17 protein-coding genes and 5 pseudogenes are annotated in these 25,517 nt (G+C 55.6%); 8 read left to right on the forward strand and 14 right to left on the reverse strand.

The window, feature by feature from the left end; translation table 11 throughout:
* Positions 1 to 39: 39 nt before the first annotated feature.
* From HA45_RS00820 to HA45_RS00845, 6 genes are all read right to left on the reverse strand, one after another.
* The gene (locus HA45_RS00820; RefSeq protein ID WP_100703381.1) at positions 40 to 903 is read right to left on the reverse strand and encodes a ketose-bisphosphate aldolase; all 864 of its coding nucleotides are present in this window, start codon (positions 901 to 903) and stop codon (positions 40 to 42) included.
* Positions 904 to 1,079: 176 nt separating this feature from the next.
* Complete coding sequence (locus HA45_RS00825) at positions 1,080 to 1,931, reverse strand: class II fructose-bisphosphate aldolase (protein ID WP_100703382.1); 852 nt, start codon at positions 1,929 to 1,931, stop codon at positions 1,080 to 1,082.
* A gap of 9 nt (positions 1,932 to 1,940) precedes the next feature.
* On the reverse strand, positions 1,941 to 3,032 hold the full coding sequence (locus HA45_RS00830) for a PTS fructose transporter subunit IIC (RefSeq protein WP_100703383.1): 1,092 nt from the start codon (positions 3,030 to 3,032) through the stop codon (positions 1,941 to 1,943).
* Between the two features lie 11 nt (positions 3,033 to 3,043).
* Positions 3,044 to 3,358 (reverse strand): PTS fructose transporter subunit IIB, encoded by a 315-nt coding sequence (locus HA45_RS00835; protein ID WP_034828411.1) that lies wholly within the window; start codon positions 3,356 to 3,358, stop codon positions 3,044 to 3,046.
* A 24-nt stretch (positions 3,359 to 3,382) separates the two neighbouring features.
* Positions 3,383 to 3,853: a PTS sugar transporter subunit IIA gene (locus HA45_RS00840; protein ID WP_100703384.1), complete on the reverse strand. Its 471-nt coding sequence runs from the start codon at positions 3,851 to 3,853 to the stop codon at positions 3,383 to 3,385.
* Positions 3,854 to 3,871: 18 nt separating this feature from the next.
* Positions 3,872 to 5,434 carry a BglG family transcription antiterminator gene (locus HA45_RS00845; protein WP_100703385.1) on the reverse strand — a complete coding sequence of 521 codons (1,563 nt, stop codon included), beginning with the start codon at positions 5,432 to 5,434 and terminating at the stop codon, positions 3,872 to 3,874.
* Positions 5,435 to 5,845: 411 nt separating this feature from the next.
* Here HA45_RS00845 and parC point away from each other — a divergent pair.
* The 3 genes and pseudogenes from parC to ftsP all read left to right on the forward strand — a co-directional run bounded on the left by parC (position 5,846) and on the right by ftsP (position 10,432).
* A pseudogene (gene parC / locus HA45_RS00850) lies at positions 5,846 to 8,118 on the forward strand (DNA topoisomerase IV subunit A).
* 38 nt (positions 8,119 to 8,156) lie between these two features.
* A complete protein-coding gene (locus HA45_RS00855; RefSeq protein WP_100703387.1) occupies positions 8,157 to 8,894 on the forward strand; it encodes a 1-acylglycerol-3-phosphate O-acyltransferase in 738 nt (245 codons plus the stop codon).
* A gap of 110 nt (positions 8,895 to 9,004) precedes the next feature.
* Entirely contained in the window at positions 9,005 to 10,432 is a 1,428-nt protein-coding gene (gene ftsP / locus HA45_RS00860) for a cell division protein FtsP (RefSeq protein WP_100703388.1), read from the forward strand.
* A gap of 75 nt (positions 10,433 to 10,507) precedes the next feature.
* Here the strand turns inward: ftsP and dkgA are convergent, their stop codons facing one another.
* Positions 10,508 to 11,335 (reverse strand): 2,5-didehydrogluconate reductase DkgA, encoded by an 828-nt coding sequence (gene dkgA, locus HA45_RS00865; protein WP_100703389.1) that lies wholly within the window; start codon positions 11,333 to 11,335, stop codon positions 10,508 to 10,510.
* Positions 11,336 to 11,540: 205 nt separating this feature from the next.
* On the opposite strand from dkgA, the gene HA45_RS00870 reads away from it, so the two are divergent.
* Entirely contained in the window at positions 11,541 to 12,449 is a 909-nt protein-coding gene (locus HA45_RS00870) for an AraC family transcriptional regulator (protein ID WP_100703390.1), read from the forward strand.
* A 76-nt stretch (positions 12,450 to 12,525) separates the two neighbouring features.
* Here the strand turns inward: HA45_RS00870 and HA45_RS00875 are convergent, their stop codons facing one another.
* Positions 12,526 to 13,188, reverse strand: coding sequence for a DedA family protein (locus HA45_RS00875; RefSeq protein ID WP_100703391.1), 663 nt, complete (start codon positions 13,186 to 13,188; stop codon positions 12,526 to 12,528).
* Between the two features lie 105 nt (positions 13,189 to 13,293).
* Positions 13,294 to 14,484: a cystathionine beta-lyase gene (gene metC, locus HA45_RS00880; protein ID WP_100703392.1), complete on the reverse strand. Its 1,191-nt coding sequence runs from the start codon at positions 14,482 to 14,484 to the stop codon at positions 13,294 to 13,296.
* Positions 14,485 to 14,743: 259 nt separating this feature from the next.
* Here metC and exbB point away from each other — a divergent pair, with 259 nt between their 5' ends.
* The 3 genes from exbB (at position 14,744) to HA45_RS00895 (ending at position 17,406) form a co-directional block, all read left to right on the forward strand.
* Positions 14,744 to 15,472, forward strand: a complete 729-nt coding sequence (gene exbB, locus HA45_RS00885) for a tol-pal system-associated acyl-CoA thioesterase (protein ID WP_167390585.1) — start codon at positions 14,744 to 14,746, stop codon at positions 15,470 to 15,472.
* Between the two features lie 5 nt (positions 15,473 to 15,477).
* Positions 15,478 to 15,900: a TonB system transport protein ExbD gene (gene exbD / locus HA45_RS00890; protein WP_100703394.1), complete on the forward strand. Its 423-nt coding sequence runs from the start codon at positions 15,478 to 15,480 to the stop codon at positions 15,898 to 15,900.
* A gap of 183 nt (positions 15,901 to 16,083) precedes the next feature.
* Positions 16,084 to 17,406: an MFS transporter gene (locus HA45_RS00895; RefSeq protein WP_100703395.1), complete on the forward strand. Its 1,323-nt coding sequence runs from the start codon at positions 16,084 to 16,086 to the stop codon at positions 17,404 to 17,406.
* 142 nt (positions 17,407 to 17,548) lie between these two features.
* Here HA45_RS00895 and HA45_RS00900 read toward each other — a convergent pair.
* From HA45_RS00900 to HA45_RS00920, 5 genes and pseudogenes are all read right to left on the reverse strand, one after another.
* Positions 17,549 to 18,513: pseudogene (locus HA45_RS00900) on the reverse strand (Csu type fimbrial protein).
* Positions 18,510 to 20,944: pseudogene (locus HA45_RS00905) on the reverse strand (fimbria/pilus outer membrane usher protein). The pseudogenes HA45_RS00900 and HA45_RS00905 overlap by 4 nt, the downstream one beginning before the upstream one ends.
* Positions 20,944 to 21,642, reverse strand: coding sequence for a fimbrial biogenesis chaperone (locus tag HA45_RS00910; protein WP_205960973.1), 699 nt, complete (start codon positions 21,640 to 21,642; stop codon positions 20,944 to 20,946). The pseudogene HA45_RS00905 and the gene HA45_RS00910 overlap by 1 nt, the downstream one beginning before the upstream one ends.
* A 25-nt stretch (positions 21,643 to 21,667) precedes the next feature.
* Positions 21,668 to 22,182: pseudogene (locus HA45_RS00915) on the reverse strand (Csu type fimbrial protein).
* A 22-nt stretch (positions 22,183 to 22,204) separates the two neighbouring features.
* The gene (locus HA45_RS00920) at positions 22,205 to 22,774 is read right to left on the reverse strand and encodes a spore coat protein U domain-containing protein (RefSeq protein WP_100703400.1); all 570 of its coding nucleotides are present in this window, start codon (positions 22,772 to 22,774) and stop codon (positions 22,205 to 22,207) included.
* A gap of 547 nt (positions 22,775 to 23,321) precedes the next feature.
* On the opposite strand from HA45_RS00920, the pseudogene HA45_RS00925 reads away from it, so the two are divergent.
* A pseudogene (locus HA45_RS00925) lies at positions 23,322 to 25,423 on the forward strand (putative bifunctional diguanylate cyclase/phosphodiesterase).
* Positions 25,424 to 25,517: the final 94 nt, after the last annotated feature.

Genomic DNA, 25,517 nt, shown 5'->3' on the forward strand with positions numbered 1-25,517 from the left:
GCGTGGCTTAAAAGGGGCAGCATGGCCCCGTGCCGCCACTCAGCGATACAAACTCGCTTTACCCAATCCACCAAACAGATTCATCTTGTAGCGAATCACCGCTTTGGCTGCGGTAATGGCTTCAGGATAAATCACGTTGGGATCCCACCAGGTTTCGCGCGCCAGAATCTCACGCAGTTTGGCAAAGTAGGCGTACTTCATGTCGCTGGAGATATTGATTTTTCCTACGCCGAGCGTCACCGCTTCTGCAATCTCCGCATCCGGGTTGGCAGAACCGCCGTGCAGCACCAGCGGAATAGTGGTGCGCTGCGCAATGTCCCGCAGAATATGCATCTGCAGTTCTGGCTTCATATCTTTTGGATAGATGCCGTGCGCGGTGCCGATCGCCACGGCCAGCGTATCGACGCCGGTGCGCTGGATAAAATCTTCCGCCTGCGCCGGTTCGGTATAGATCACTTTGCTGACGCCGCCCTCCACGGAGGTGCCGGTGTCGCCAATGGTGCCGAGTTCGCCTTCCACCGACACGCCCACCGAGTGCGCCAGCTTCACCACTTCTTTGGTCAGCGCCACGTTCTCTTCATACGGCAGTAGCGACCCATCAATCATCACCGAGGTAAAGCCACACTGAATGGCGCGCAGCACCTGCGCAATCGATGCGCCGTGATCGAGATGGATGGTGAAGGGCACTTTGCTTTTCAGCGTACGCTCACGCACATAACCAAAGAATTCATCGGTGACGAACTCCAGCTCACTCGGGTGAATCGAGATAATTGCCGGGGTGTTAGTGGCTTCAGCTTCCTCCACTACGGCACGGATAAAGCAGCTGTCTGCCACGTTAAATGCGCCGATGGCGTAACGGTGTTCACGAGTCGGTGCCAACATCTCTTTCATTGAAATCAACATGTTAATATTTCCTCAACGTGAGTTTTACCAGAGCCGACGTGCGCGCCGACCCGATGATGGATTTAAGGGAAATGCTTCTGTGTTCTGTAGCGGTGCGATTTTTCGCACGTTTTCTCGCAGCACCGTCGCTAACATTTCGCGCGATAAATCGCGCCGCTACGATGCTGTGTAACACTTCAAATTCGGTTCGCCGATCCCGACCAGCTCAGATACTCAATCACCACCTCGCGGCAGGCGGATTCCATCAGCCCCAGCAGATCGGCCAGCTCCGCGTGCGGATGCTGTTTCAGCGCCTGCTCGACCGCATTTTTACCGGCATCAAACACCGCTGCGCCGACGTTGATCTTGGCGACGCCATACTGGCTGACGCGGCGAATATCTTCGGCGGGCGTGCCCGAACCGCCGTGCAGCGCCAGCGGGCGGGTTGAAACCGCCTGCAGCTCCTGCAAACGCTGGAAATCGATCTTCGGCTTCACGCCCGCCGGGTACAGTCCGTGCGCGGTGCCCACTGAAATCGCCAGTAAATCGATATCGGTTTGTTCAATAAACGGCAGCACGTCGGCAACCTGTGTCATCTTCACTGACGCATCGGCTAACTCGTAGGTTGGCGCATCGGCGATATGCCCCAGCTCGCCTTCAACGCAAACGCCAGCGGTGTGCGCTATCTTCACCACCGCCGCCGTCTGGCGGATATTCTCGGCCAGCGGATCGGCGGAGGCATCGATCATCAGCCCGGTAAACCCGGCGCGGAATGCCTGACCAATCAGCGGAAAGGCTTTACCGTGGTCCAGCGCGAGGGCGATGGGCACTGATGCGGCAGCCGCCAGCGCCTGCACCAGTGGCACTGCCACGGCGGGCGGGAAGTGCGTGCTGTGCCCTTGATAGACATTGAGAATCAGCGGGGCGCGCTGCTGTTCAGCGGCATGGATCGCCGCCCGTGCGGTTTCAAGGTTGAAGCAGTTGATCGCCAGCACGGCATACTGCTGTTTGGCGGCGGCCTGAATCAGGTCGTTCATCATGGCAAACATGGTGGCTCCTTATTCCAGAGTGAATTTGATCTCTTCATCGCGGACGCCGGGGGCTTCCACGTCATCGAACTCTTCATCTGCCTGCGTTACGGTTTTCTTCATCAGCGACAGCATCACGCCGCACACTACGGTGCCGATCCCCAGCGCCAGACAGAACATCAGCGGTTTGGTAAACAGCGGCACCACAAACATCCCGCCGTGCGGCACCGGTGCTTCGACGCCCCATACCATAATCAGCCCACCCGCAATCGCTGAAGCCACCACGCAGCTGGCGACCACGCGCAGCAGGTCACGCGCCGCAATCGGAATCACCCCTTCGGTAATCATGCAGATGCCCATCGGGAAGGCGGCTTTCAGCGCCTCTTTTTCAGCCTGGGAGTACTTGTGGCGGGTCAGCAGATACGACAGCGTGATGCCAAACGGTGGAATCATCGAACCGACAAACTTCACCGCTTCCGGGCCGTAGATGCCGTCCACCAGCATGCCGTCAGCAAACAGCGACATGGTCTTGTTGACGGGACCGCCGAAGTCGAAGGTTGCCATTGCGCCCAGCACGGCACCCAGCACAAACTTCGAGCCGCCCTGCATCGATTCCAGCAGATGAATCAGCGCCTTCTGCAGCCAGACAATCGGCTGGCCGATAAAGGTCATCATCAACAGCCCGGCGATGATGGTGCTCAGCACCGGCAGCACCATGATGGGCATCAGCCCCTGCATGGATTGCGGCAGCTTGATAGTGCGGCGCAGCAACAGCACCGTGTAGCCCACCAGGAAGCCGCCGAGCATGCCGCCGATAAAACCAGTGCCAATCTGGCCGCAGATAAAGCCGACGATCAAACCAGGCGCAAAGCCGGGACGATCGGCGATGGAGTAAGCGATGGCCGCACTGATCAACGGGACGATCAAGCCCATGCCCCAACCGCCGATCTGATTCAGCATCCAGGCGATGGTGCCGGGATGCTTGCCAACATCCGGCCCGCCAATCACCTGGCCGAGCGCGATGCAGATCCCGGCAGCGACGATCAGCGGGATCATCCAGGAGATCCCGGTGAGCAAGTGGCCTTTGATCTCCTGGCCATACTGACGTTTGTTCTCGTTCATGATGGATCTCCTCAGGCACGCGCCAGTGAATCCGCCACTTTTTCGAGGAATTTTACCGGTGACTTAATCACCACTTCGGTTTTCACTCGGACGATGGGTTTGCCCTGAAAGCGTTCTTCGCCGTTGATCTTCACGTCGATGGCAAGGATCACCACATCAGCGGCCGCAATATCTTCACGCGTTAGCGCAGTTTCGGTGCCGATAGTGCCCTGGGTTTCAACGTGGATGGTATGGCCCAGTGCGTGAGCCCCTTTGATCAGTTTTTCGCGCGCAATATAGGTATGCGCGATGCCTGCCGTGCAGGCCGCTACACAGACAATATTCATGTGTCACCTCAGAGATGTAAGGGATTAACAGAGGTCGGTTTCGGCGTACTGACTAAACAGCCGGATGATATTGCTGGGGTCGTTTTCCACCAGCAGTTGGGCTATCACCTCATCATCGGCCAGCGCGCTGGCCACCTGCGACAACAGGCGAATATGGGTCGTGTTCTGATCTTCCAGTCGCACCGCGAACAGGATGATGCAGCGCACCTGGCTGCCATCGAGCGTTTCCCACGGAATATCCTGCTGGGTGCGACCAATGGCGAGCGTGGTGTGTTGGACAGCGGCAGATTTACCGTGTGGAATCGCGACGTGGTTTTCGAAACCTGTCGACCCTTCGGCTTCGCGCAGCCAGACGTCTTCAATAAACGCCTCACGGTCGGTAATCGCGCCGTCCTGATAAAGCAAATCGGTGAGTTGATGAATCACCTCTTCTTTGGTGGTGGCGGTCAGCGCCAGGTTAACGCGGCGTGGCGTCAGAATGCGGGAAATATCCATGGGTTTTACCTCATTCAATTAATGTTCAGCCAACGCGCAGTGCGCGCCGTCCGGCAGCTGGCTGCCAATCATGGCGTCAGTCACCCGCCGAATATCGTCATCGTTAAAAAACGCACTGACATACACCGTCGGGATCGCACCGACGTCGAGATGAATGGTGGTAATCACCAAATCCACCGCCTGGTTCTGGCAGAAAGCCGGGTGATTGCTGGCGGAAACCACGCCGGCGATTTCCCAGTCCGGGAAGGCGCGCAGAATGCGGCTCTTCAGCAGATGCGAGGTGCCAACCCCGCTGGAGCACACCACCAGAATACGTTTGTGGGCAATTTGCCGCTCCAGCGCCGCCTGAAAATGCACGCAGAGATAGCCGATTTCATCATCCGCCACCGGCGAAAGCGCATGAGTGCGCGCGGTCAATTGCATCGCCTGTTGCGTTAAGGAAAATATCCCCTTCATGTCTTGTTGAATATCTTCCAGCAGCGGATTGCGAATATGAATGTGATATTTAAGTCGATTTAATAATGGCTTTATATGTACCAATAAGCCGTCGAATAATAATCGGTCTTGCGCTAAGTCCTGCTGAATAAATGCAGAGAAACGATCAATTAATTCACAGGTTATTTTTACCGATTCAGCGGTGGAGAATTGATTATGCATCGGCGCATTATCGCCACGCTCTTCCACCACAATGCCGGATGAAACGATATATTGATAAATAAAACCCACTTCATCGGCGGGCAGGGCGCAGCACATCCGCTGTTCAATCTGCGTCACCATTTGTTGGGCGATAAGCAAAATGCGCTGATCGAGATCCTGTGCGGTGGTCAGCGTTTCCAGGGCCAGCGCATTCCCCTGCGCCATGCGATGCATCATGATCAGAATATGGGTGCAAAGGTTAAGGTACCAGGCATCGCCCAGCGGATAACTGAGCTGCTGCTCCATCTGCTGCAACAGCGCCTGCACAAATGCCACATCCTCATCGCCAAAATAATGCACCAGCGCCTGCTGGCTGCCGGGATCGAGTCTGGGTAACAGCGGTGTGCCCGCCACGTTTTGCTGCATTACATCGTTAATCAGTGACACCATCGCCTGGCGCAGCGTCTGCTCATTGCCTTCGATATGGGTGCCGGCCGGTCCGCGCTGCAGCGTTAACCCCAGCGGCTGCAGCCACTCTTCAATCACTTTCAGGTCATTCACTATCGAAGCGTGGCTGATAAAATAGCGCTCTGACAGTTTGCTGATTGAGGTCACGCGCGGTGCATCGCTCAGGAGCTGTGACGCAATTTTTACCCTGCGGCTGTTTTGACCCAGCGCATCTGCACTGCTCTCATCACCGTTGAGCTGCTGCTCCAGCTGCAAACGTTGCTGGATATCATCGACCCGCAATCGCACACCGCGTCCTGGCATCTTCTCCAGCGCCAGCGACCAACTGCTCAGCCAGCTTTCCAGCCACTGTAAATCGCGCTGGATGGTTTTCTCGGAGACGCCGAGCTGTAAGGCTAACGCTTTGATCGGCTGCGGTGCAGCGTGTTGCAACAGCATTTTGACTAAACGGTGTTGTCGCGAAGTCAGTATTTGCATTCGGTCACCCTTTATTTTGGCAAAGCGTTTTTAAGAATATTTCCTTGGGATATATTTGTTGATGCCAGAAATCAGGAACGCAAAACTTGTGTCTTATGGAGTATGAATTTAGAAAAGGACGGCGTAACCAACAATACTAAATGTTGTCCATGATTGCGGACAGCTTTAATACACCTGAAATCATTAATAATTAATTGCGATCCTGCTCACATATAAAGGGCGATATTAATTGTGATGTTGCTCCCATTCCTTTTTAATTTTCTAACCCATGTCACGTTATTTAACGCCGCGTGATTCTTCTTTTCGCAGCGGGCTTCCCTGTGACTAACTCGCACGAATAAGGTACTATCCTCGCCAAATGACCGCCGGATGTCCCGCCGTTGCGGGCCACGAAGTGAGGATGCGAGCTTAATGAGCGAATTGACGCAGGATGGTGCAGAGCGTCTTGCCCTGCACAAGTTTACCGAAAACGCGTACCTGAACTACTCCATGTACGTAATCATGGACCGTGCACTGCCGTATATCGGCGATGGCCTCAAGCCTGTGCAGCGCCGTATTGTGTATGCGATGTCGGAATTGGGCCTGAATGCCAGCGCCAAATTCAAGAAATCCGCGCGTACCGTCGGTGACGTGTTGGGTAAATACCATCCGCACGGTGACAGCGCCTGTTATGAAGCGATGGTGTTGATGGCGCAGCCGTTCTCCTATCGTTATCCGCTGGTGGATGGTCAGGGCAACTGGGGTGCGCCAGATGATCCTAAGTCCTTTGCGGCGATGCGTTACACCGAATCACGCTTGTCTAAGTACGCTGAAGTCCTGCTTGGTGAATTGGGGCAGGGAACGGTCGATTACTCGCCGAACTTCGATGGCACCCTGCAGGAACCGAAAATGTTGCCGGCGCGTTTGCCCAACATCCTGCTGAACGGCACCACCGGCATCGCCGTGGGCATGGCCACTGACATTCCCCCGCATAACCTGCGTGAAGTGGCGGAAGCCGCCGTCAAACTGATCGATAAGCCGGATACCACGCTCGATGAGTTGCTGGATATCGTGCAAGGTCCGGATTACCCGACCGAAGCTGAGATCATCACGCCGCGCAGCGAAATCCGCAAAATCTATCAAAGCGGACGCGGTTCTATCCGTCAGCGTGCGGTGTGGAAGAAAGAAGATGGCGATGTGGTGATCACCGCACTGCCGCATCAGGTTTCTGGCGCGCGCGTGCTGGAGCAGATCGCTAACCAGATGCGCAATAAAAAGCTGCCGATGGTGGAAGATCTGCGTGATGAATCCAACCACGAGAACCCCACGCGTCTGGTCATTGTGCCGCGTTCCAATCGTGTCGATGTTGAGCAGGTGATGAACCACCTGTTTGCCACCACCGATCTGGAAAAGAGCTATCGCGTTAACCTGAATATGATCGGACTGGATAACCGTCCGGCGGTGAAAACCTGCTGGAAATCCTGTCTGAATGGCTGGTGTTCCGTCGCGATACTGTGACGCGCCGCCTGAACTATCGCTTAGATCGCGTGCTGCGCCGCTTGCATATCCTCGAAGGTTTGCTGGTGGCGTTCCTCAATATTGATGAAGTGATTCACATCATCCGTACCGAGGACGAGCCTAAGCAAGTCCTGATGTCGCGCTTTGAACTCAGCGACACTCAGGCCGAATCCATTCTGGAACTGAAACTGCGTCATCTCGCCAAGCTGGAAGAGATGAAGATTCGCGGTGAACAGGCCGAATTGGAGAAAGAGCGCGATCAGCTGCAGGCGATTCTGGCTTCCGAGCGCAAGATGAGCAACCTGCTGAAGAAAGAACTGTTGGCGGATAGCCAGGCTTATGGCGATGCTCGCCGTTCGCCGCTGCACGAGCGTGAAGAGGCCAAAGCGCTGAGCGAAACCGAGCTGGTGAGTGCTGAGCCAGTAACGATCGTCCTGTCGCAGATGGGCTGGGTGCGCAGCGCCAAAGGTCACGATATCGATCCAACCGGGCTCAGCTACAAAGCCGGTGACAGCTATCTCGCCGCCGCGCGCGGTAAGAGCAATCAGCCGGTGGCCTTTATCGACTCCACCGGCCGCAGCTACACGCTGGATCCGACCTCGCTGCCATCGGCACGTGGGCAGGGCGAACCGCTGACCGGCAAGTTAACACCTCCGCCTGGCGCGGCCTTTGAACAGGTGTTGATGGAGCCAGACGATCAGAAACTGCTGATGGCCTCCGATGCCGGTTACGGCTTTATCTGTACCTTTGCCGATTTGATTTCGCGCAACCGTGCGGGTAAAGCGCTGCTGACGCTGCCGGAAAATGCCAAAGTGATGACGCCGATGGCGGTGCACTCCGGTGACGACATGCTGCTGGCGATTACTCAGGCGGGCCGTATGTTGATGTTCCCGGTGAGCGATTTGCCGCAGATGTCGAAAGGCAAAGGCAATAAAATCATCTCGATCCCATCGGCGGATGCGGCCGCTGGCGTGGATAAACTGCAATGGCTGCTCATCTTACCGCCGGGCAGTTCGCTCACTCTCTACGTTGGCAAACGTAAGCTGATTATGCGCGATGAAGATCTGCAAAAAGTGCGAGCCGATCGCGGTCGTCGCGGCAGTGTGTCTCGCGGATTGCAGCGTATTGATAGCGTGGAAGTGAATGCGCCAGCGCGCCCGAAAAGTGACGCGAGTAGCGAAGAATAAGACTGATCAGGCAATGGAATGCCCTATTTGAGGAATCTATGTTACTAATTTTACGCACAATTATTGTTATTATTTATTCAATTTTGGTGAGCGTTTTCGGCATTATCTGGTGCCTGTTTTCACCGCGTAATCCACGCCACGTGGCGACGTTCGGCCACATGTATGGTCGTATGTCGACGGTGCTTGGCCTGAAAGTGGAACTGCGCAAACCACCGGAAGCGGCGCACTACGGTAATGCGATTTACATCGCTAACCATCAGAACAATTACGATATGGTCACTGCGGCTAAAATTGTTCAGCCCACCACGGTGACAGTGGGTAAAAAAAGCCTGCTGTGGATTCCGTTTTTCGGCCAACTCTATTGGCTGGCCGGTAACCTGCTGATCGACCGTGATAACCGTGCCAAAGCGCATGGCACCATCGGTGAGCTGGTGGATCAATTTAATAAGAAGCGCATCTCTTTCTGGATGTTCCCGGAGGGTACACGCAGCCGTGGCCGCGGTTTATTGCCTTTTAAAACCGGCGCCTTCCATGCGGCGGTGGCTGCGGGCGTGCCGATCATTCCGATTGTGGTCTCCAACACCCATGGCAAAATCAAGCTGAACCGCTGGAACAATGGGCTGGTGATTGTGGAAATGCTGCCTCCGGTAGACACCAGGCAGTTCGAAACCACTTCGGTACGTAAGTTAGCCACCCATTGCCGCGAATTAATGTCTGCTAAGCTGGAAGAATTGAACGCCGAAGTCGCCGAACGCGAAAAAAGCGGTAAACTCTAGCCATCCACGGGGCAGAGATTCTGCCCCGTCCTCATCACAGCAAAAAACTCACTAACAAAAACAACATGGACACGGCGTCCTCACGCCACGCTCAAAAGGTCTGAAGTTTTATGTCTTGCAGCAGACGTCAGTTTATTCAGCTTTCAGCCGGTGTTGCGCTGGCTTCCAGTAGCATCCCTTATGCCGCTCACGCTGCGGCACCCGTGGGCGATGTGCCCCTTCCGGTTCCGCCGTTGATTGAATCTCGCCGCGGCCAACCGCTATTTCTGACGCTGCAACGCAGTCATTGGTCATTTAGCGGTAACGGCAATAAAGCCCCGGTTTGGGGCATTAACGGCATGTATCTCGGCCCCACGGTGCGCGTTTACAGCGGCGATGATGTGAAGCTGATTTATAGCAATCGCCTGAATGAACCCGTTTCGATGACCGTCAGTGGCTTGCAAGTGCCGGGTGCGTTGATGGGCGGCGCGCCGCGCTTGATGTCGGCGGGCGTTGACTGGGCACCGGTGCTGCCGATCCGTCAGGGCGCATCCTCGCTGTGGTACCACGCCAACACGCCAAATCGCATGGCGCCCCACGTTTATAACGGACTGGCGGGCCTGTGGCTGATTGAGGATGACGTCAGTAAATCGCTGCCTTTGCCCAAGCATTATGGCGTCGATGATTTCCCGCTGATTATTCAGGACAAGCGTCTCGATAACTTCGCCACGCCGGTTTATAACCCTCCTTCCGACGGCGGCTTCCTCGGCGATACGCTGCTGGTCAACGGCGTGCAAAATCCTTACGTGGAAGTGTCGCGGGGTTGGGTGCGTCTGCGTCTGTTAAACGCCTCCAACGCTCGCCGTTTTGATTTTACGTTCTCAGACAATCGCCCGTTTACCGTGATTGCCAGCGATCAAGGGTTTCTGCCTGCGCCAGTGGCAGTACTTACGCTGTCATTGGCGCCGGGTGAACGCCGTGAAGTGCTGGTGGATATGTCGCAGGGTGATGAGGTATCCATTACCGCCGGAACGGCAGCGGGGTTGATGGATCGCCTGCGCGGCCTGTTTGAACCTTCGGCCATTCTGGCGAATACGCTGGTATTGAGTTTGCGGCCGACCGGTTTGCTGCCGCTGGTCACCGATAATCTGCCGATGCGTCTGTTGGCCGACCAGATTCTGGATGGCGTGGCGGTGCGCACGCGTGAATTCCGCATTGGCGACAGCGTGCCGGGCATTAACGGCGCGCTGTGGGATATGAGCCGCATTGATACCACGGTGCAGCAGGGCACCTTTGAGCGCTGGATTATCCACGCTGACCGTCCACAGTCGCTGCATATTCAGGGCGTGATGTTCCTGATCAAAAGCGTCAACGGCGCACAGCCGATGGGCGAAGATCGCGGCTGGAAAGACACGGTGTGGGTCGATGGCGATGTGGAGCTGCTGGTCAGTTTCCCGCAGAGTTCGTCGGATCACTTCCCGTTTATGTATTACAGCCAGACGCTGGAGTTGGCCGATCGCGGTACGGCGGGGCAGTTGCAGGTGAATCCTGTTCCTTGAGTTAACGCACTCTACAAGAGATCGGCGAATACGTGCGGTCACCAATAATGGCGACCGCACGTAGAGCGCATCAACCTATCCGTTAAAGCTTTCCGGATCCGGCCCTAAACGGTTGCCCTTATCCAGTTTGGTAATCTCGCTGATCTCGGTTTTCTCCAGTCTGAAATCAAACACCTGGAAGTTCTCACGAATACGTTCCGGCGTGATGGATTTCGGGATCACCACCAGCCCGCTGTCCAGATGCCAGCGAATCACAATCTGCGCCGGCGTCTTGCCATACTTTTTCGCCAGTTCGCGGATAATCTCCTGATCGAATACGCCTTTACCGCCCTGCGCCAGCGGGCTCCAGGATTCGGTCTGAATCTGGTGCAGTGCATTCCACGCGTGCAGCGTGCGCTGTTGCAGCATGGGGTGCAGCTCAACCTGATTGACCACCGGTGAGACGCCAGTTTCATCGATCAGGCGCTTCAGATGGGCTTCGTGGAAGTTACAGACACCGATACTTTTGGTTAAGCCTTGCTGCTGTAGCTCAATCAACTTTTTCCAGGCTTCGACATAGTGATCCTTTTCCGGGCACGGCCAGTGCATCAGATAGAGATCGACACTCTCCAGCTGCAATTTTTTCAGGCTGGTCTCAATCGCTTGCTGTGCGTTTTGCTGATCGTCGTTCCACAGCTTGGTGGTGACGAAAATGTCCTCACGCGCGACATCGGTTTCCTGCAGCGCCTGGCCAACCGCCTCCTCATTTTTGTAAATGGCGGCGGTATCAATCGAGCGATAGCCAACTTTCAATGCTTCAAGAATCGCCGCGCGCGCATCCTCAATGCTCGCTTGCCAGACACCAAGCCCGAGCTGCGGCATCATATTGCCGTCGTGCAGTTTGATAATGGGTTGCTCTGCCATTGTTGCTCCTTATCTGTCGCAGTGACTTACCGAAAAAGCGCTGTGGTTAAGTCTAGTCAACAAACTCAACCGCAGGATCATTGTGGCAATCATGCAGCATCTTTGCCCTGGTCATTTCTGCCAGAATCTTGCCTGATTCTGCTGAGGAGTGGAGCTTTGAGCAGCATTACGGCACACTGAATTTTTCGCTGCCTGAGAGACAACTATGTCGAACGATGCCCTTTGCCGCCAGCTGGCACAGCGTGTGGTGATGTTAATGAATGATTCACGCAAGCCATTGTGCGCAGTGGAAAACGTCAAACTGATCTATGCCTGCGAGACTTTGCCGCGGACGCCAATGATGTACCAACCTGGCATCGTGATTCTTTTTCAGGGACGTAAAACCGGTTATCTCGGCAGCACGGTATTTCATTACGACGCCACCAAATATCTGATGCTCACGGTGCCGCTGCCGGTGGAGTGCGAAACCGAAGCCACATTGGAAGAGCCGCTGGCCGGCATGTGTTTGAGTGTCGATACCGCCAGCCTGCAGGATTTGTTGATGGATATCGGGGACGACGAGCAGTTTCAGCCGCAGCTGCACACCTCTGGGATTCATTCAGCCTTTATGAGCGAAGAGATGTTGTGCGCCGCCGAGCGTCTGCTGGATGTGATGAGCCATCCGCGTGATGCACGCGTGCTGGGTCCGCAGCTGGTGCGTGAAATTATTTACTATGTGCTCACCGGACCGATCGGTGGCGCGCTGCTGTCACTGGTTAATCGCCAGACGCAGTTCAGTCAGATTGCCCGCGCGTTACGCCGTATCGAAAACCATTATGCAGAAAGCCTTAGCGTGGAAATGCTGGCAGCGGAAGTGAACATGAGCGTCTCGGCGTTTCATCACAACTTTAAAGCCGTGACGCAAACCTCGCCGCTGCAATACTTGAAGCGTTATCGCCTGCATCAGGCGCGATTGATGATGTTGCATGATGGGATGAAAGCCAGTGCGGCAGCGGTGCGCGTCGGTTATGAAAGCCCTTCGCAGTTTTCACGGGAGTTTAAACGCTATTTCGGCGTAACGCCGGGAGAGGAAGCCAGTCGCGTGCGCCAAACGTTGCCGTTTGACGCCGCCTGAAAGCAAAGCGGCGCGGTTCAGAACTCCGCGCGATAAAGCGTGCCGCTACCGGAAATGTCAGTGAGCAGCTGATTAATCACGATATTTTCTGGCGACGCTTTTTCCAAATCACCACGATGCTGCCGGCCAGGCCGACAAACAGCAATACCATCGGCAGGATCATCAGCACCGCCATCACCTGATCTTCGTGACGCTTGATAAACGGCACCTGGCTGATGCCATAACCCATGGCCACGACAATCCCGACCCACAACGCGCCGCTCAGCCAGTTGAACAGCTGGAAGCGGCCATTCTGCAGCCCCGAAATACCCGCCATGGTAGGCAACAACGTGCGCACGAAGGCCAGGAAACGGCCCACCAGCAGCGCCATCAACCCGTGACGGTTAAACAGATTCCACGCACGCTGGTGGTATTGCGCTGGCAGATGCATCAACCAGCTTTTCACCATTCGCGTGTTGCCAAGCCATCGGCCCTGCAAATAACTCAGCCAGCAGCCGAGGCTTGCGGCGGTCGTCAGAATAATGAGGGTCGGCACGAAATCCATCACGCCTTTAGCAATCATCGCGCCTGCCAGCAGCAGCAAGCTGTCGCCCGGCAGAAACGAAGCCGGCAGCAAACCGTTTTCCAGAAACAGCGTCAGAAACATCACACCGTAGACAATCCATACGACATCCGGATTGGCCAGCGCGGCAAAGTCCTGATGCCAGAGCGCGTGGACAATCTCATGTAAAACACCCATCTGCTATCCCATCAAGTCACAAGGATTCTATTTTAACCTTCTGTGGCATCGCAGACGTTGATCTCAGCGATGTGGCACGGAACGGTTTAAGTTTTGTTTAGATATTTACTGTTTTAAGCGTGCAAAGCCCGCTTTCAGGTCATTCAGCAGGTCGTCAACGTGCTCCAGACCAATGTGCAAACGCACCAGCGTGCCGTCAAAATCCACGCCACCCGCCGGGCGAATCTCCGCCAGTTCTTCCGGCTGGTTAGCCAGAATCAAGGATTCATAGCCGCCCCAAGAATAGGCCATGCTGAAATGGTGGAAGTGATCGAGGTAATTAGCCAGCTGCTCACGACTGAGCTTTTCATGCAGGATGAATGAGAACAGTCCGCTGCTGCCGTTGAAATCGCGCTTCCAGAATTCATGGCCCTTGCACTGAGGCAGCGCAGGGTGATTAACGCGCGCCACTTCAGGTTGTTTAGCCAGCCATTCTGCGACCTGTAAGCCGCTCTCTTCATGCTGACGCAAACGCGTGCCCAGCGTGCGTAATCCACGGCTGGCCATGTAGGCGGTATCCGCATCCACCATCTGGCCCATTAAATACGAATTCTCACGCAGCTGTGGCCAGCAACGTTCATTGGCCACGGCGCTGCCAATCATCGCATCGCTGTGACCAATAATGTATTTGGTGCCTGCCTGAATCGAAATATCGATGCCATGCTCCAGCGCGTTAAACAACACGCCTGCCGCCCAGGTATTATCGATCATGATGATCGCATCTGGCGCTTTGGCACGGACGGCGGCAACGATGGCCGGGATGTCCTGCACTTCCATGGTGATCGAGGCAGGGGATTCGAGAAACACCACCCGCGTGTTCGGCTGAATCAGTTCGCTGATTTCGCTGCCGATGCAGTGATCAAAGAAGGTGGTGGACACATTTAGTTTGCTGAGGATTTTGGTGCAGAAATCTTGCGTCGGCTCATAGACCGCGCCGCTGACCAGAATATGACCGCCCGCTTCAACAAACGAGAGAATCGCATTGGATACGGCAGCAGCACCGCATGGATAGAGTGCGCAACCGGCGCCGCCTTCCAGTTCGGTCATGGCATCTTGCAGGGAGAAGTGGGTGAGGGTGCCGCGACGGCCATAAAAAAGCTCACCGGATGCACGACCCGCGGTCGCACGTTTTTTGTCAGCAACCGTGTCAAAAACCAGCGACGAGGCGCGCTGAATGACGCTGTTCACTGAGCCCTGAGTGTAACGTTTGCTGCGTCCCGCGCTCACCAGCGTGGTATCAATTTTTTTCGTTGCCATCACTGCCTTTCCTGACACTTACCACAAAACATTCACGTTACCACGAAATGTGGCACTGGGTTGACCCTGTTTAAGGAATATCAGAGTGACGCCAGTATTCTGTAAAACATTTGCCAAATTGTGGAAATACAAGGCACTTTTCGATTGTAAATAGTAATGAGAACTACTATCACTTCGGTCGATTTTTTGCTATGATCCGCGCTTCAATCGTGAACTGTGCAACAGAAGTTGGAGACGCAGCGTGGTAGCCAGTGATTTGATGCAAACGGACCTCTCCGTTTGGGGCATGTATCAGCATGCCGATATCGTGGTAAAAATTGTGATGATTGGCCTGTTACTGGCCTCCGTTGTCACCTGGGCGATTTTCTTCGGCAAGTTTGCTGAGCTGAGCGGGGCGAAACGTCGCCTGAAACGCGAACAGCAGGCACTCGGTGAAGCGCGATCGCTTAACGATGCTTACCGCGCCGCCGAAAGCTTCAAAGGCAACAGCCATAGCGCTGTCCTGCTCAACGATGCGCAAAACGAGCTGGAACTTTCAGCCGGCACCGAAGATCTTGATGGTATCAAGGAGCGCACCAGCTTCCGCCTCGATCGTCGCGTTGCCGCCTTTGGTCGTCATGCCGGTCGCGGTAATGGCTTCTTGGCCACCATCGGTTCGGTCTCACCGTTTATCGGTCTGTTCGGTACCGTGTGGGGCATCATGAACAGCTTCATCGGTATCGCCAAGACGCAAACCACCAACCTCGCGGTGGTCGCACCGGGTATTGCCGAAGCACTGCTGGCTACCGCCATCGGTCTGATCGCTGCCATCCCTGCGGTTGTCATCTACAACGTATTCGCTCGCATGATTGCCAGCTACAAAGCCTCACTGGGTGATGTTGCGGCACAGGTGATGCTGCTGCAGAGCCGCGATCTGGATCTCGGCAACGTGGATACGGCGAAAGAAGCCAACCGTCCAGCGGCGGCACAGAAACTGCGCGTAGGATAAGTATTATGGCGATGCGTTTAAACGATGACTCGGTAGGCGATGGCGAAATGCATGAAATCAACGTGACGCCGTTTATCGACGTCATGCTGGTTCTGCTGATCATCTTTATGGTCGCCGCGCCATTAGCTACGGTGGATGTGCGGGTTAACCTGCCAGCTTCCACCAGCGCACCGCAACCGCGTCCGGAAAAACCGGTTTATCTGTCGATCAAAGAAGATAAGCAGATTTACATCGGCAACGATGCGGTCACCAAAGAGACACTGGTGAATGCGCTGACGGCACAAACCGAAGGCAATAAAGAGACCACCATCTTCTTCCAGGCCGATAAGTCAGTGGATTATGCAACGCTGATGAGCGTGATGGATCAGCTACGCGAAGCCGGATATCTGAAGATTGGATTAATGGGCATGGAATCGGTGAAGAAGTAATTTCCCCTCCGACTCCTCTCAAGGGCCGCTCTCAACAGCGGCCCTTTTTATTTCCCTCCCCCCGCCGCCATGTTAATCAATTGTTACTTTTGGTCTTACTTTTGTAAACTGCAATGGTGAAGCCGATCACATCTATTCCTGGCGCAACCCGCTACAACTGAAGAAAAAACCAGGAAGGACAATATGAGCGCGAGTCAATCTTTACAAAAGCCATCGCAAGGCGGTGCCAAAACCATCTTTAGCGTTACCAGCGGTAACTTTCTTGAGATGTACGATTTCATGGTGTTTGGCTATTACGCGACGGCGATTGCCAAAACCTTTTTCCCCGGAGATGACCCCTTTGCTTCACTGATGCTGACGCTGATGACCTTTGGCGCGGGCTTCCTGATGCGTCCGCTCGGCGCGATTATTTTGGGTGCTTACATCGACCATCATGGCCGCCGCAAAGGGCTGCTGCTGACGCTGGGATTGATGGCGGTGGGCACGCTAACCATCGCGTTGGTGCCGGGCTATGCCACGTTGGGTGCCGCTGCGCCGATTTTAATTCTGCTCGGTCGTTTACTGCAGGGCTTCTCTGCCGGTGTGGAATTGGGCGGTGTGTCAGTGTATCTGGCTGAAGTCGCGCCGAAAGGGCGGAAAGGATTTTATGTTAGCTGGCAGTCCGGCAGCCAGCAGGTTGCGGTGATCTTTGCTGCACTGCTCGGCCTTGGCCTGAACCATCTGCTGGCGAAGGATGCGGTGACCGAATGGGGCTGGCGTATTCCGTTTGTTGTGGGCTGTATGATTGTGCCGTTCCTGTTCTGGATCCGCCGCATGCTGGAAGAGACCGAAGCGTTCAGCAAGCGCAAGCAGCATCCGACCATGGGCCAGATTATGCGTTCGGTGGGGCAGAACTGGGCCCTGGTGCTGGCGGGTATGCTGATGGTGGTCACCACCACGGTGATGTTCTACATGATCACCGCCTTCACTCCGACCTTTGGCAAAACCGTGTTGATGATGAGCGACGAACAGAGCTTTATGGTGACGCTGTTTGTCGGCATCTCAAATCTGATCTGGTTGCCGGTGATGGGCTCGTTGTCAGATCGCATAGGACGCCGTCCGCTGCTGATCACCTTTACCATCCTGATGATTCTCACCACCTGGCCGGTACTGCACTGGCTGGTAGGATCGCCAACCTTTGCCCATTTGGTGGAAGCGGAGTTGTGGCTGTCGTTCCTGTATGCCAGCTATAACGGCGCGATGGTGGTGTATCTGGCTGAGATTATGCCTGCAGAAGTACGCGCCACCGGTTTCTCGCTGGCCTACAGCCTGGCAACGGCGCTGTTTGGCGGCTTCACGCCGGCGATATCCAGCTATCTGATTCATGCCACCGGCGATAAAGCGATGCCGGGCGTGTGGCTGTCATTTGCGGCGGTGTGCGGATTGATTGGTACGCTGTTGATTGGCCGCATGGTGAAACAGTATCAGGCGCGCCACAGCGGCACGCCGGTGGGGGCTTCGCTGTAATTATTGGGCGGCCCGTTGGCCGCCGTTTCCCTCTCTGCATCGACACACCCATTCAGTACGCTTTTCCTGCCTGGAACGACATACCCATTCAGTACGCTTTTCCTGCCTGGAACGACACACCCATTCAGCACACCTTTCCTGCCTAAAACGACACATCCACCACCACGCTGTCGGTATAGCTTCCGGCTGCTGGTGTATTCTGTGACGTCAAAATCTGCGCCGTGTAGGTGAAATTGCGCGTGACGGTATCTGCGTTCAGCGATGTGGATGTGGTGCTGCTCCAGCGGTCGGTGCCGGTTGGTCCCCAACGGGAAGTGGTGGTGGTGCCTTTGTAGATATCATACGCCAGGCGATTGGTGCCGCTCGCCATCTGGCGCGTGGTGCCGCTGTAGTAACTGCCATTACTCAAGCCCACGGTATAGGTGCTGCCTTTGGAACACACCACGTTAATCGTTTGCTGCACCGTCGAGAAACTTCCCACCAGCGGTGCGCTGCCAAACTGACGTTAGGGGCGGTGATGGTGGTGCAATCATTGGTGACCACCAGATTCACTGTAATCGGCATAGCGGTCCCGGTGCTGGTCTGGACTGTACCCACGCATAAACCTGCCACGTTCAAACCCGCGCACACCGTATAACTCACCATTATGGTAATCGTGGTGGTGTAACTGCCGGCGGCAATCACTTGTCCCGTCAGGGTGCGAAAATAGAGCGGAATATTAAAGTTAAGGCTGTTCCCCAGACCAAGCAGTAACGCCGAACTCCAGCGATAACTGCCACCTTGTTGCAATTCTGTGGCGCAGGCGCTGTCGATGCACATCTGAATCGGAATACTGTCAGTGCCGGTGCTGGAACTTTTCAACACGGCTCGCGTGCCGCTGAGATAGGTGGCGGAGCTAAAGGCGTAAGTCACGTTATCGGTGCCGAGTAGCGATAGCGTGCCGGAGCCGCAGTTGACGTTGGTGATGCTGGCGGTGTTTTGCACCGTTGAGCCCAGGGCAAACGTCGTCACTGTACCAAAGGTCGCCGTCGGGGCGGATAAGCTACACAGCGCATAGCTGGTGCCCGGCAGAATAAACAGCGCCAGCAGCAAAAGAAGCTTTCTCATGGTGAAATTCCTGACTGTGAATTATTGGCGGTGCTGACTGCCGCGCCAGGCGAAGGCGGCGGCAGATCGCACGTCAGCGGGCCATAGGTTTCCAGCGCTTTGGGTTGGCCATCGGCGATGGTCAACGAGGTATCGCAGCTGCGCCCATCTGGAGTCACCACGTGAATTGGGTTCTCGCCCATCAGATTCTCCATCCAGACAATACCGTCCCACCCCACGTATTCCGTCGCTTGATTAGGACGCAGCACCTGGCTGGAGATCGGCAACGGCTGACCATCCTTATCATGCAGCACCACGCTGGCCGCACGCAGACGCTCCACCGGGAAGTTCAGCAGATAACCACTTTTCCGTTTCACGGCGAAGCGTTGTTCCACCTGTGGAGCGGTGCGATCGGCGGGGAGATCCAGGGTATCAATATCGTACTTTGCCCCGTAATAGCTGCTAATTGACGGCACCAGCAAATAGCCCTGTTTATCCGTGCGCCCCATTGACTGGTTTTCATAACGCACCGTCACATCGGGGTAGTCGGTTTTCACCACCACAAAGGCATCATTAATGTCATTCGCTGCGAACACGCGGTTGTCCATCAGCACCAGCGAACCGGTGAAATCGGCCCACTGCGTGGTGTTATCGTTATCGCCATAAAATCCGGCGGAGGTATCGATTTTGTTATTGCGATAACGCAGGCTCGCCTGGCGATAATCACCGCTGTAACCGCCCTGATTGGCCCACGCAGCATCGTAAGCGAAACCGCCGTCGGTCGGCATGGCGCGTGACACATACAGGCGCTGATTGTTGTTGCCCTGCTGATCGCGTTCGTAACTCACCGAAGCGCTACTCTGTTCCCCAAACGGAATAACCAGAGAGATGGCACCACTCCAGTCGCCCTGTTCCTGATCGCGGCTGGCCGAGATGTAGAGGCTGCTGTTGCCCCAGAGGTTCTTACTCCATGACAGATTCAACAAGCGGGTGCGGTCGCCCGTTCCGCCAGCGATATCAAAATAGGCGAGGCCCAGGCTACCGTATTGATTGAGTGACACGCTGGCGGTGTATTGGGCGCTGCGTCGCGCCAGCGAATAGCTGGTATTGGCGTTATCGCCCTGGCTGCCAACCAGAGCCAGATTGCCGTAATCAGCGGTGCGTAACACGTGTTGCGTGCCGAGGCTGAACCAGCTGTTGTTATATTGATAACCCCAGCTGTATTGCGTGCCGGGTTTGCCGTCCATCTGGCTCTGCGCTAAAGCACCGTTCACCACACCCCAGCTGCCAAGCTTCACCAATCCCCCGGCACCGCCAGTCGCCACATTGTCGCTGCCTTCAGCGTGGCTCTCCAGCGTTAGCCAGTCGGTTAAACCGTAACGATAGGAGCCGCTGGCCGCTGCCGCGCCGTAGTCAAAGTTTTGCAGCCCGTAGTTTTCACGCAGGCACCGGCCGAGAAGGAGTAATCAGACAATCCCTCACGCAGCAGGCTGCTGGATACATAAAACGGCAGGGTCGTGGTGACCTGGCGGCCAACGGCATCCGTGGTGGTGATCACCGCATCGCCTGCGCCATTCACAAAGGGCAGATTGGTCAGTGACCAGGGGCCGGGCTGTACATCAGCCTGCGCACTGCGATAGCCATTAATAAACAGATCCACGGATGAAGGTACCGCAGCCTGACCGGAAAAAGCCGGCAGCGGATAAGTGACCAAATCCGGCCGCACGCTAAAATCTCGGGCAATCTGCACGCCACCCAAACGCACGCTGTTGCTCCAGCTCAGCCCATCCGTCACTAAATCCCCGGCGCGCCAGCTGATTGCATCGTTCTCATCTTCATTGCTAAACCAGGTGTCGTAGCGGATATACCCCTCTTGCTGGCCGCTGACGCCGCCCTCCAACTGCTGGGTATACACGCCGTTAGTGGAGAACTGCCCTACGGGGCCAAACACGCGCAGCTCATTCCAGCTGGACAGGCGCGATCCAGCATTATCTGTTCGGGTGGCGTAGAAATCGTAATTGAGCAGCGCACCATTACTGGCTTGACCGGGATAGCGCGCGCCGCGCTGACCCTTGCCAATCACCTGGTCGGGCAGCCATGCGGGCGGAACGGTCAGCAGCAGGCGCTGACGTCGTTCGTCATACTCCACTTTAACCTCCGCCAGCTGATTGATATCGATCTGCTGACCCTGCAGCTTCTCCGCCGGAATACCCGCGCGCTGCAAATCGCCGCTGCGCAGCCAAAAATCCCCGTTTTTCCGTTCAGCGGGTACGATTTCGCCGCGCCCGCTCTGGTTAACCACCAACTCCAGCATGTATTGCTGGCCGTTGGCGGTGTTTTCCAGCGCAGGCGGGGGAGGTAGTTCGGAAAAAGTTTCCGCACTACTGAATTGAGGAACCAGACATAAAACGCTAGCCACCGCCAGCGCACAGGGGTGCGGCGAAAACTTCATTAACGCGCGGCCGCGCTGCTCCAGTGTCCTTTGTTCACATCAGCTGACAACTCCCCGCTGACGCTACTGGTCAAGGGCCAGCGGTTGCTGCTGTTCGCCAGCACATAGCCAAATAGCCCGTTGCCCAGACGACGGCCGCCGATGGTGACGTTGCTTAATCGGGCATGGCCATTGCCACGGTTGGTCAACTGTAGCCAGCGTTTACCGCCGCTATCGACTTGCTGCCAGCTCAGTTGCGGTTTCGCGCTGTCGCTGGTCACGCCACTGCCGTACACAAACAGCGGCACCGAGTAACGCATCTGGAACGTCAGTCCGGCCTGGTTCTCTCCCGGCGTGCGCGGTGTCGGGATCTCATCCAGCACCACGCGATAGGACATTTCACGTCCTGCTTCCGGTGGGCCTTGTTTGATCAGACGCACTAACTGCCTCTGCCCCGGCTCCAGCCGCACCATGGGCGGGCTGGCAACCACCTGCTGTTGCGTCTGATACTGCTCCTGGCCGTTGACTTGCAGCCAGTTGAAGATGCGCACCTGCATCATGGTGGTGGTGTTGCCGCGATTTTCCAGCCACAGTTCACTGGCTTTATCATCAGGGTTTATCGCGGGATCGATCGGCCAAATCATCAGCGAGTTGGCGGCGTGGGCAGCAGGCATCAGGGCCATTACAAACAACAGTAACAAGGCGCGCAGGTTCATGATTAATCATCCTTCTTTATCACTTCCGTCACCAGCTAAGCGTAACGGTTAAGGTGTCGGTATAAGTCCCGGCGCGCGTCGGGCCGGGCAGCGTTAACAGGCCGTAAATCGGCAAAGTAATGTTATTGGCGTTGCTGTAACTCAGCGCAACGGCGCTGTTGACCGGAATCGCGTGGTATGTGCCGCATTGGTGTACAGGTAATAGGGCACCGTATTGGTGTTGCCGGATACCTTAAGATTTCGGGTGGAGGAGTAATTGCCGCCGCCATTGATACTCATACTCACGGCGGTGCCTGGCGTGCAGGCGAGGGTGATGGTGGTGTTTTGTACATAGCTGGCGCTCACGCTGCTGGTCGCTACGCCAGACTGCGTGCCGAAATCAAGCGTGCCAAACACCCCGGTATTGGTACCGGAAACGACACAGCCTGCCACTACTGACGCAGAGACCTGAAAGGTTGCGGTTGGCAACCCCCAGGCAGAGACGCTCCCTATCAGCAGGGCCAGACCGCCTGCACTGTGCACCCAACGTCGCACCACGGCCACCCTGATTACCCCAAATATGTCCTCAGTAGTTCACCGCCACGTTAATGGTATCGGTGTAAGTGCCTGCCGGGATCAGTGGGTTAAAGCCACCGCCTACCACGCGACCGTAGATGGCGTAGTTGGTCCCCAGCGTGGGGTCTGTGGTGCCGCTGGCCGCGATATTGGTGTTATTACCGATAGCAGTCGTGAACGCCGCATCGCTATACAGGGTATAAGCAATGCCTTGTGTATTGTTGGAGCCGAGGATCAGGTAGCGCGGCTGGCCGCTCACGGTGCCATAGACGGTGGCGGGCGCGGCATTACTGCTGGTGACCTGAACGTTGAACGTTTGGCCGGTAGTACAACGCACATAAATACCGTTGCCCGCTGCACCCACCAGGGTGGCGTTCAAGGTATCAAAAGTCGCGGCACTGCTACCAAAGTTTAGGGTACCGAAGGCCACGCCGGTGGTGGCTGACTGGCCATTCACCAGACAACCCGTGGTCAAGGTCAACGTTGCATTGATGGTTCCCGTTGTGGTGGCGGCGAAAGCAGCGGTTGGAGCAAGCGCAACGCTTAGGCTGGAAGCAAAAAGAAAAAGCTTGAGTTTCATAATCATTCCTTACTGATTATCCAATGTCAGTGCTTTTTCACCTGGTGATTCATTTATGAAACGAATCCGAATTCAAACAAGAGCCGCGATCGCCGTCACCGCGTAAGTGCCCGTCATCTAGGAATATTCTTAGATGTTGGGTTTATGATTTATATCAGTTTTCTTTACTATAGATCAGCAAATCGACACTTGGGGCGTTGCGCTTGGTTTTTTCATTAATCAATTCACACTTTTCGCCGATAACTCAGTAACTACAAGGGGTGACAACCGGTTAAAAAACTAAACAGCGAGTGATTTAAGCCTCTACCGCGATTAACCGTTCAATGCTATGTTCGTGCATTAATCAGATTTTATTAATTTTTCTGACTGCGACAGACGATGAAAAACAAAAAACATAGCGCGGTGTTTCCAGAATTGTCTGGATCGGCTCTCCCCTCTGCCTCACTGCATGCGGTCATTACTCGCCCTTAATCAATGTTCTTATACTCTTTGACCTTTTTTGACGATACAGCACCTGCTCCGCAGCGGGCTGAGTTTAGGAGCGCACATGCTGCTGGTTACCTGGGATAGCGTTCTGGTTACGGTTTCACTGATCGTGGCCTTTATTGCTGCGTTTACCGCGCTGGATACGGCTGGGCGCGTCGCGGTTTCACGCGGCTGCCTGGCGAAAATGTGGTTGGTGGGCGGCGGCACCGCCATGGGCATTGGTATTTGGGCGATGCACTTCATTGGCATGCTGGCGATGATGATGCCGATGACCATGCGCTATGACATCACTCTCACGGCGGTTTCACTGCTGGTAGCGATCCTCTCGGCTATCTTTGCGTTTGCGCAGGGCGTGCAAGGCAGTCACCTGACGCCGCGTCGGCTGGTGCGGGCACCTTGATACTCGGCAGCGGCGTGGTGGCGATGCACTACCTCGGCATGAATGCCTTGATGATTGAACCGGCGATCCGCTGGAATACCTGGCTGGTGACGGTGTCGGTGATCATTGCCTATGCCGCCTCGGGGGCGGCGCTGTGGCTGGCATTCCATCTGCGTCAGGGCGAGAGCGTGTGGATCATGCGCGTCTGTGCCGCGCTGGTGATGGGCATTGCCATCGCCGGGATGCACTACACCGGCATGGCGGCGGCGGAATACAGCATGCCGAGCACCATGCAGCAGCATCATGGCATCAGTGAGGATGGATTGGCTGTTTGGGTAACGATTATCACTTTGTCCATTCTCGGATTCACGCTGTTAGTGTCGATGCTGGATGCCCAACTGCGTGCAGCGCGTCTGGCCGCCAAGCTCAAGCGTGCCAACAGCGAACTGCGTCAGCTGGCGATGCACGATAATCTCACCTCGCTACCCAATCGCGTGTTGCTGGAGCAGCAGCTGACGGCGCAGATCAAACAAGCCACCTTGCAGGATGAAACCTTCGCGCTGATGTTCATGGATCTCGACGGTTTCAAAGCGGTCAACGATACCTGGGGTCATCACGTGGGCGATCGCTTACTGATTGCGGTGTCAGAGCGTCTGCGCATGCAGCTGGACGAAGGCGTGCTGCTGGCACGACTCGGTGGCGATGAATTTGTCCTGCTCTGCCCGCAATACCATAACCTGCAAGCTGCGGCGCTGGCGCAACAGCTGGTGGATGCCATCGATGTGCCGTTTGAGCTGGATCGCTATGCTCTCCGCGTTTCACTCAGTATTGGCATTGTGGTATTCCCGCTGCACGGTCGCAGCCAGCAGGAGATGATGTTCAACGCCGACTCGGCGATGTATCACACCAAGCACAGCGGCCGAAACGGCTGGTGCCTGTTTGAACCGATGATGAGCGCCGTGGCGCAGCATCAGCTGGCGCTGGCGAATGACCTGTGGAATGCGCTGGAATATCAGGAAATGTGCCTGTTCTATCAGCCAAAATTCAAGGCTGGCGGCACGGTGCTGATGGGCTTTGAAGCGCTGCTGCGCTGGCAGCATCCGCGTCGTGGATTGCTGATGCCGGATATGTTCCTGCCGCGTGCCGAGAAAACCGGGCAAATCGTGGCGCTGGGGAATTGGGTGATCAACGAAGCGTGCCGCCAGTTGAAGCAGTGGCACGATGAAGGCCATCGCGACTGGAGCGTATCGGTCAATCTTTCTGCCTTACAGTTCCATCAGCGCGATCTCATCGACAGCTTGCGGCATGCGTTGCTGCGCTATCAGCTGCCAGAAGGTGCTCTGATGCTGGAGATCACTGAGAACATCGCGATGCGCGATCCGCAATTTAGCCAGATGCGTATTGCCGAACTGCATCAGCTTGGCGTGAAAGTGGCGATAGATAACTTTGGTATCGGCTATGCGAACTTACTGCATTTGAAACATCTGGAGGCGAGCGAACTTAAAATCGATCGCGCCTTTATCAACAGCCTGCGTGCAGACAGCGAAGACGCCACGGTAGTGAGCGCAATGCTGACGCTGGCACAAAGTCTCAATCTGCGCATGGTGGCAGAAGGGGTGGAAACCGAGGAGCAGCAGCGTTTGCTGACCGGACTCGGTTTTGACACGCTGCAGGGCTACTTGCTGGGCAAGCCGACACCGGCAGAGCGCATCGGTGAATTTACCGCTTCGCTTAACGTGCCGTCGATGTTTGCTGAGCATGCCCTGCCGCTCACCAGTGCATAAGCATCAATTTTTATTTTCTTCCGCATCGGAAGGTTTCATCGTTCAAAGACTCAATTCGGCCGTTAATCTGCCGATGATTTATACAATAAAACCA

This window comes from Pantoea rodasii (assembly GCF_002095465.1).
In the GTDB taxonomy this organism is placed as follows: Bacteria; Pseudomonadota; Gammaproteobacteria; order Enterobacterales; family Enterobacteriaceae; genus Pantoea; species Pantoea rodasii.

Bases quoted from the DNA above. Each gene is read 5' to 3' on its own strand.
- HA45_RS00820 (WP_100703381.1), bottom strand. From the start codon at position 903: ATGTTGATTTCAATGAAAGAGATGTTGGCACCGACTCGTGAACACCGT.
- HA45_RS00825 (WP_100703382.1), bottom strand. From the start codon at position 1,931: ATGTTTGCCATGATGAACGACCTGATTCAGGCCGCCGCCAAACAGCAG.
- HA45_RS00830 (WP_100703383.1), bottom strand. From the start codon at position 3,032: ATGAACGAGAACAAACGTCAGTATGGCCAGGAGATCAAAGGCCACTTG.
- HA45_RS00835 (WP_034828411.1), bottom strand. From the start codon at position 3,358: ATGAATATTGTCTGTGTAGCGGCCTGCACGGCAGGCATCGCGCATACC.
- HA45_RS00840 (WP_100703384.1), bottom strand. From the start codon at position 3,853: ATGGATATTTCCCGCATTCTGACGCCACGCCGCGTTAACCTGGCGCTG.
- HA45_RS00845 (WP_100703385.1), bottom strand. From the start codon at position 5,434: ATGCAAATACTGACTTCGCGACAACACCGTTTAGTCAAAATGCTGTTG.
- HA45_RS00855 (WP_100703387.1), top strand. From the start codon at position 8,157: ATGTTACTAATTTTACGCACAATTATTGTTATTATTTATTCAATTTTG.
- ftsP (WP_100703388.1), top strand. From the start codon at position 9,005: ATGTCTTGCAGCAGACGTCAGTTTATTCAGCTTTCAGCCGGTGTTGCG.
- dkgA (WP_100703389.1), bottom strand. From the start codon at position 11,335: ATGGCAGAGCAACCCATTATCAAACTGCACGACGGCAATATGATGCCG.
- HA45_RS00870 (WP_100703390.1), top strand. From the start codon at position 11,541: ATGTCGAACGATGCCCTTTGCCGCCAGCTGGCACAGCGTGTGGTGATG.
- HA45_RS00875 (WP_100703391.1), bottom strand. From the start codon at position 13,188: ATGGGTGTTTTACATGAGATTGTCCACGCGCTCTGGCATCAGGACTTT.
- metC (WP_100703392.1), bottom strand. From the start codon at position 14,484: ATGGCAACGAAAAAAATTGATACCACGCTGGTGAGCGCGGGACGCAGC.
- exbB (WP_167390585.1), top strand. From the start codon at position 14,744: ATGCAAACGGACCTCTCCGTTTGGGGCATGTATCAGCATGCCGATATC.
- exbD (WP_100703394.1), top strand. From the start codon at position 15,478: ATGGCGATGCGTTTAAACGATGACTCGGTAGGCGATGGCGAAATGCAT.
- HA45_RS00895 (WP_100703395.1), top strand. From the start codon at position 16,084: ATGAGCGCGAGTCAATCTTTACAAAAGCCATCGCAAGGCGGTGCCAAA.
- HA45_RS00920 (WP_100703400.1), bottom strand. From the start codon at position 22,774: ATGAAACTCAAGCTTTTTCTTTTTGCTTCCAGCCTAAGCGTTGCGCTT.